The 5595-nt window shown below is 64.6% G+C and carries 6 protein-coding genes; 4 read left to right on the forward strand and 2 right to left on the reverse strand.

Annotated features, from left to right (window positions below):
• Positions 1-295 precede the first annotated feature (295 nt).
• The 4 genes from RDV84_RS14405 (at position 296) to RDV84_RS14420 (ending at position 2478) form a co-directional block, all read left to right on the forward strand.
• Positions 296-709 (forward strand): hypothetical protein, encoded by a 414-nt coding sequence (locus RDV84_RS14405; protein WP_309150735.1) that lies wholly within the window; start codon positions 296-298, stop codon positions 707-709.
• 48 nt (positions 710-757) lie between these two features.
• Entirely contained in the window at positions 758-1024 is a 267-nt protein-coding gene (locus RDV84_RS14410) for a hypothetical protein (RefSeq protein WP_250449501.1), read from the forward strand.
• Between the two features lie 268 nt (positions 1025-1292).
• The gene (locus RDV84_RS14415) at positions 1293-1805 is read left to right on the forward strand and encodes a hypothetical protein (RefSeq protein WP_250449502.1); all 513 of its coding nucleotides are present in this window, start codon (positions 1293-1295) and stop codon (positions 1803-1805) included.
• Positions 1806-2196: 391 nt separating this feature from the next.
• A complete protein-coding gene (locus RDV84_RS14420) occupies positions 2197-2478 on the forward strand; it encodes a hypothetical protein (RefSeq protein ID WP_057948465.1) in 282 nt (93 codons plus the stop codon).
• Between the two features lie 239 nt (positions 2479-2717).
• Here RDV84_RS14420 and RDV84_RS14425 read toward each other — a convergent pair whose 3' ends face one another.
• Together RDV84_RS14425 and RDV84_RS14430 are read right to left on the reverse strand one after the other, a co-directional pair.
• Positions 2718-4931, reverse strand: a complete 2214-nt coding sequence (locus RDV84_RS14425; RefSeq protein WP_309150736.1) for a TonB-dependent siderophore receptor — start codon at positions 4929-4931, stop codon at positions 2718-2720.
• A gap of 346 nt (positions 4932-5277) precedes the next feature.
• Positions 5278-5496, reverse strand: coding sequence for an MbtH family protein (locus tag RDV84_RS14430; protein WP_057948463.1), 219 nt, complete (start codon positions 5494-5496; stop codon positions 5278-5280).
• Positions 5497-5595 lie beyond the last annotated feature (99 nt).

Below are 5595 nucleotides of genomic sequence, written 5' to 3' on the forward strand. Positions count from 1 at the left end.
CATGCCGGTTCGGCCAAGTCGGCCTGAGACAGCGCTTCCATCGCGCCCACGAAACACGCGGATGCGGGAGGCGCCACGCGCGATGTCGGGCGCCAGCGAGTACGGCTTCGGAGACCTGGCGGACATAACGCGAGGCTTCATGCAGCGTGGCTGGTCAGCTGCCGCGCTATTTCAGCGTCAGCCATTGGCTTGATCAAGAGTTGCGCTCTCACGTGCTGCCAGGGCAAGCTAAGGCCTGACGATTCATTCAAGCCGAATCCGCTTTGCGACTCGGCCTTGCTCAGGCGGCCGGCTCATGGAAAATCGCCACTACCTTGCGGTTAGTGAACTGCCGGTCGGATTTATCTATCCCGCCGCGTACAGAGCTCTCGTGGATGCATGCCCCCCGGATGTCGCAGCCATACCGGGCCTTCCGCCATGGATATTCTCTGGCAATCTGGCTTGGGCGGCCCAGGAATCACTGGACATGTTCGGATTGGCCCTGGTGCCTTTCGCGCAGGCTGTGCAGCAGGATTTGCTTGCCTATTTCGTTGCAGACGGCGGTTCCAGGGTGGTGCTTGCAAATCCTTGGGAATCCGACGAGAGATTTAGATATTACCGAGAGTTCCCAGGCTTCGATGCGTGGCTGGACTTCGCCAGATCCCACTCCGCTGATTTCCTCGTCCGGAATCCGGAGCGTGGCTTCGAGTCGGCATGGTTCCGGGAATGAAGCCCAGTCATTCATTTGTAGCCGTAATTTAACGGACGGGAGGTGGTGATGCGCACTGAAGAAAGATGGCGAGGGATCTTTACCTTGCTGGTGTATGGTCTTATCGGTGTTAGAGATCTCGAAAGCTTCTTTCCAAGAACTCTTGCCAAGGTGAAGAATGGGGAGGGGATTATTTTTTCCCCGGAGGAGATGCGGCACGCGATTGAGATGGCGCTCAACTCATCGGAGGATCTGACAAAGCTCGAAGGTGTCCTTCACTCGGACGAGGATATCCGCCGATATTTTTCGAAGGTCCTGGAGCACCTTCCGGATTGATCGCCTGGTTTGGTCCGGGGCTGCGAATTTTTCCCCTCGCACGTCCCCTTGCCATCCCCGGTTGCGCCTTGTCGCCCGCCTAGAGGTTCTGCAAGACCTTTGCGAAATACTCACGAAGAGTTGCGTTGGAATAAGGCAGGTCGCCCAATCCGTCGGCCAGCTCAGCTAGGTCGACCGAAGAGTTCAGCACCCTCTCGATGGCTAGCTTCACATCTTCGGGCGAGAACTTGCCGAAGCCTGTCCGGGCCATGTGCAAAGTTCTCGGGAGATGCTTTTCCAGATCCCTTACGAAAAGCAGCGAGTACAGTATCGCTATTGTCGGCCCGTACCAACTTCTATCGTCCGTCATTCTTCTCAGTGTCCATGCGAAATCGATGGCGCCGAGTATGCCAAAAACGGCCCCGTGCGCGCTGGTGGCAACCCTATGCGCAACCGAAGCGAAGGCAAAGAGATGCACGAATTCGACCTGGAACTCAATGAGCTTTTCGAGCGATCGGTGCATCGCTTGCGAGCGGCGGAGGTCTTTGATGCTGAGGCGTTCTCGTTGCTGTTTGCGCACATCAGCAGAAAGGCCTCTCTGCTTGCCGACGAATACGTGGTTTCGAAGCAGGTGTTGGCGAGCCTGGTCGGCGCAAGGGATTCGATACGGAATTCCGCGCCGTTTCTGCCCGAGTCGGCCAATAGTCTGGAATTGGCTGATGAGTTCGAACTCCTTCTTTCCATGATCGCGCTCGGCATAGACCCCGCGATGCGAGTCGGTGGGAGCCCACGGATTACTTGAGGCGAGATTGGCGCTAGCTGACGCAGAGTGCGCAGCAGGTGCGAGTAAGGCCTCCGCCCATGCTGGCGTCCGCATCATCCCATCACGACGATGAGTTGCAGGCGAGGCCTGAGCGGCTTTGGGTCACGCGCGGGAAGAAGCGATAGGGGCATCCTCGAGATCGCAGCGCGTGCTACGGTTCCAGCGCGGAGAGAACACGATCCCGTTCGTCGCTGACCGCCCCGTCCGTCATCGACCGATCCGGCGCAACGGCACGAAAGCCGCGCCCGCATCCGGGCGAAACGCAGCAGATAGCGGCATGGGTCTCGGTTTACGCCATCTGCATCGATCGGATTAATACGTCCGTCACGTTTACTCCGCAGCCTTCGAACTTCACCTGCAAGGAGCATGTATGAAGATGAACAAGTATCGCGCCGTCGGCGCCGCCGTTCTGATGTCGATGGTGTTCAGCGGCGCCGCGCTCGCGGCCCGGCACCACTATCAAGTCATCGGCGAGGGCTATGGTCACGACCGCGACCAAGCCTATGAAGCCGCCTCCTACTACGCGAACCGCAGCTGCTACCTGGGCTGGGGCGAATCCACCCAGGAAGAGACCATCCTGGTCGAGGAATTCCAGCCGTCGAGCGGCTACTGGTACGTGAAGTTGTCCCTGGGTTGCTTCTCGGACGACTGAGCGCGCGATCCGACTCGATTCGTCGGAAGGTCGCGGCAAGCCAGATAGCGTCCGGCCCGGGCCCAGGCGGCTGAACCCGCCTGGGCCTGTTTTTTGTGCGGCCACCCGTGGGCGCCAACGGTTTCTCCACGGACGTGGACAAGCTAGGACTCGCTGCGCGGGAATCGCAAGGCCGGCGCCGATGACGTCGTGGCCTCGGCAAGCGCGGCGAGCCGGGCAACACCCCAGCGCCGCGGTTCTCAGAACTTCCACTGCACGCTGGCCACCACCGTCCTGGGCTCGCCGAACGCGGTGCGGTCGCTGCTGGCGCCGCCGGGGATGTAGCGCTTGTCGAACAGGTTCTTGAAGTTCAGGCGCGCATCCCAGCGCGCGGCTTCGTACGAGAGCGCGGCGTCGACGGTGGTGTAGCCCTTGAGCCGGAACGGTCGCTGGTACACCGGATCGAGCGGTTCGTAGTTGTTGGCCAGGCGCTCGCTCTCGGCGTGCGCGCCCAGGGCGATGCCCAAGCCGCTGAGCGGGCCGGCAGGCACGGTGTAGCGCGCCCACAGATTGGCGCTGTGGCGCGGCACGCCGGCCAGGCGCGCGCCCGCGGGCAGGGCCTGATCGCGGACGATTTCGGCCTGGGTCCAGGCATAGGCGAAGCTCAATTCCCAATCGGCGCGCGGCCGCCACTGCCCTTCCAGCTCCAGGCCGCGGCTGCGCTGCTCGCCGCGGGTCACGTAGAAATTGGGATGTTGCGGATCTTCGCTGGCCATGTCCTGGCGGGTCAGCTCGAACATCGACAGCATCGCGACGATGCGGCCGTCGTGCGGCGCCAGCTTGAGGCCGATCTCGTTGTTGACGCCGCGTTCGGGCGGCAAGGCGCTGCCGTCGAAACTGCGGTAGCTGCCTTGCGGCGCGAAGGAACGCGAATGGTTGAGATACATCGCCAGCTCCGGGCGCAAGGCGTAGGTCAGGCCCGCGCGCGGGCTGAACTGGCGGTCTTCGACCCGGCCGGAGCCGACGCCGCTGGAGGCGACGTCCCAGCGCCCGCCCAAGGTCAGCGTGGTGCGTTCGCCGATCTTGGCGTGATCCTGCAGATAGATGCCGCGTTGGCGCGCGGCCTGGTCGTAGCGGGTGTCGTCGACGAACGCCGGCCGCAAGCCGCTGCGGCCGTACACCGGGGCGAACACGTCCAGATCGTACGGTCCCGGATCGAAGGTGTTGGTGTAGCTGGACCGGCGTTCGCTGTAGTCGTAGCCCAGCAACCAGCGGTGCTCCACCGCGCCGGTGCTCATGGTCCAGGACAGGTTGGTGTCCGAGCGCAGATCGTGGCCCCGTTCCTCATACGGGCCGTAGTAGAACCGCCCGAACGTGCGCAGGTCCGGGCTGACGCCGGCGACGAACAGCCAATGGTCCCAGCGGTCGTGGAATTCGGAGTAGCGCACCGACTGGCGCAGTACCAGGCGCTCGCTGAAACGGTGTTCGAAGCTGTAGCCCAGCGCGTCGTAATCGCGGTTCTGCTCCGCCGGCGCGTCGCGCTCGTTGATCGCGAGATGCCGCGGCAGGCGGCCGTGCGGATTCGCGAGCGCGCTGCCGTAGGCGGGGATCGGCGACCACGGATTGATCCGGTCGCGCTGCCAGGTGCCGAGCACGGTGATCGAGGTCGCGTCGCCGATGTTCCAGGTCAGCGACGGCGCCAGATACTTGCGCTGCGCGCCGGAGAAATCGACGAAGAAGTCCTGGTCGCGATAGACGGCGTTCAAGCGCGCGAGCACCCGGCCGTCGCGATCGAGCGGGCTGTTGGCGTCGATGCCGACTTCGCGCAGGCCGTAGGAGCCGGCGGCCAGATCCAGCGTAACGAAGCGCTGCTCCTGCGGCCGTTTGCTGACCAGATTGACCAGTCCCGACAGCGGTCCTTGCCCGTACAGGCCCGAAGCCGGCCCCTTGACCACCTCCACGCGATCCAGGCCGCTGAGTTCGGTCGTCGCCATCGAATTCGACCACAGCAGGCCGTCCAGATAGGTCGCGTCGGCCGAGGCATTGAAGCCGCGGATGTTGAAACCGTCGAAGAAGCCGTAGACGTCGTTGCTGGTGACGCCGGCGACGTTGCGCAGCGCTTCGCCGAGGCGGCGCACGCCCTGCGCGTCGAGGGTTTCGCGGGTGACGGTCGACACCGCCTGCGGCGTTTCCAGCGCCGGCGCATCGAGCTTGAGCGCGGCGCCGGCCTCGCGGCGGCGCTGACCGCGCACCACCACTTCGTCGAGGGTGACCGCCGTGCCGGTCGCGGCGTCGGCGGCGGGCGCCGCTTCGGCTTCGGCGGCGCGGGCGCGCAGGCCCGGCGCCAAGGCGGTGGACAAGGCGAGCGCGAGCGCGCTGCCGCGGCGCGTGTTCGCAGCCAGCCGCGCGCGTGCGTGCGCCTTGGGCGCCGCGGGAATGGTCGCGGCGAACGGATCGGAAAGGGACAGACGCATGACGGGCTCCGAGAGGGAAAGCGCCGTCTGCCGCTCGGGCCTGAGGCCGCCGGGCACGTGTGCGTGGATGCGCCGCGCGGGTTGCGCGGCGCGCGAATCATAGGCCAAGCGCCGAAGCCATCGCAAATCCCGGCCTCGGCAGGCTGGGCTAGGGCTCGCCGTTGCCCAGGGCTAGCTTCCCTGGGGGCGAGGGTTGCGAGGCGAGCCGCCCCGTTCGATCCCGGATGCCGATGGCGAAGCCGGTACTCGCGCCCAGGCCGCGCCCACCAACAAAAAGGGCCTGCCAGAAGCAGGCCCTTCGTCTTTCCAATCTAGCCGATCGGGATTGCGAGCCGGCCGGCCGCGCTCAACCCACCCGCGCGTCGTCCAGCGCCGCCAGACTGGCCGGCCGCATATCCGTCCAGTTCTGTTCGACGTAATCCAGGCAAGCCTGCCGCTGCTCCGGCCCGAACACGGTGCGCCAGCCGGCGGGGACTTCGGCGAATTCGGGCCACAGCGAGTGCTGGTTCTCGTCGTTGACCAGGACGAGGAAGGTGCCGTTGTTGTCTTCGAAGGGGTTGGTCATGGCGTACTCCGGTTGAATATGAATGGCGATGCGGGGAGGGGAACGGGCTTGCGACGATGGTGCCGCAGTCGTGTTTCCGGCGGTGTTATGCGCGTCACG

The organism is Lysobacter yananisis, assembly GCF_031199375.1.
GTDB classification, from domain to species: Bacteria; Pseudomonadota; Gammaproteobacteria; order Xanthomonadales; family Xanthomonadaceae; genus Lysobacter; species Lysobacter yananisis.

Coding starts and splice junctions, on each gene's coding strand:
- RDV84_RS14415 (WP_250449502.1), top strand. CDS start 1,293: ATGCTTTTCCAGATCCCTTACGAAAAGCAGCGAGTACAGTATCGCTAT.
- RDV84_RS14405 (WP_309150735.1), top strand. CDS start 296: ATGGAAAATCGCCACTACCTTGCGGTTAGTGAACTGCCGGTCGGATTT.
- RDV84_RS14420 (WP_057948465.1), top strand. CDS start 2,197: ATGAAGATGAACAAGTATCGCGCCGTCGGCGCCGCCGTTCTGATGTCG.
- RDV84_RS14410 (WP_250449501.1), top strand. CDS start 758: ATGCGCACTGAAGAAAGATGGCGAGGGATCTTTACCTTGCTGGTGTAT.
- RDV84_RS14425 (WP_309150736.1), bottom strand. CDS start 4,931: ATGCGTCTGTCCCTTTCCGATCCGTTCGCCGCGACCATTCCCGCGGCG.
- RDV84_RS14430 (WP_057948463.1), bottom strand. CDS start 5,496: ATGACCAACCCCTTCGAAGACAACAACGGCACCTTCCTCGTCCTGGTC.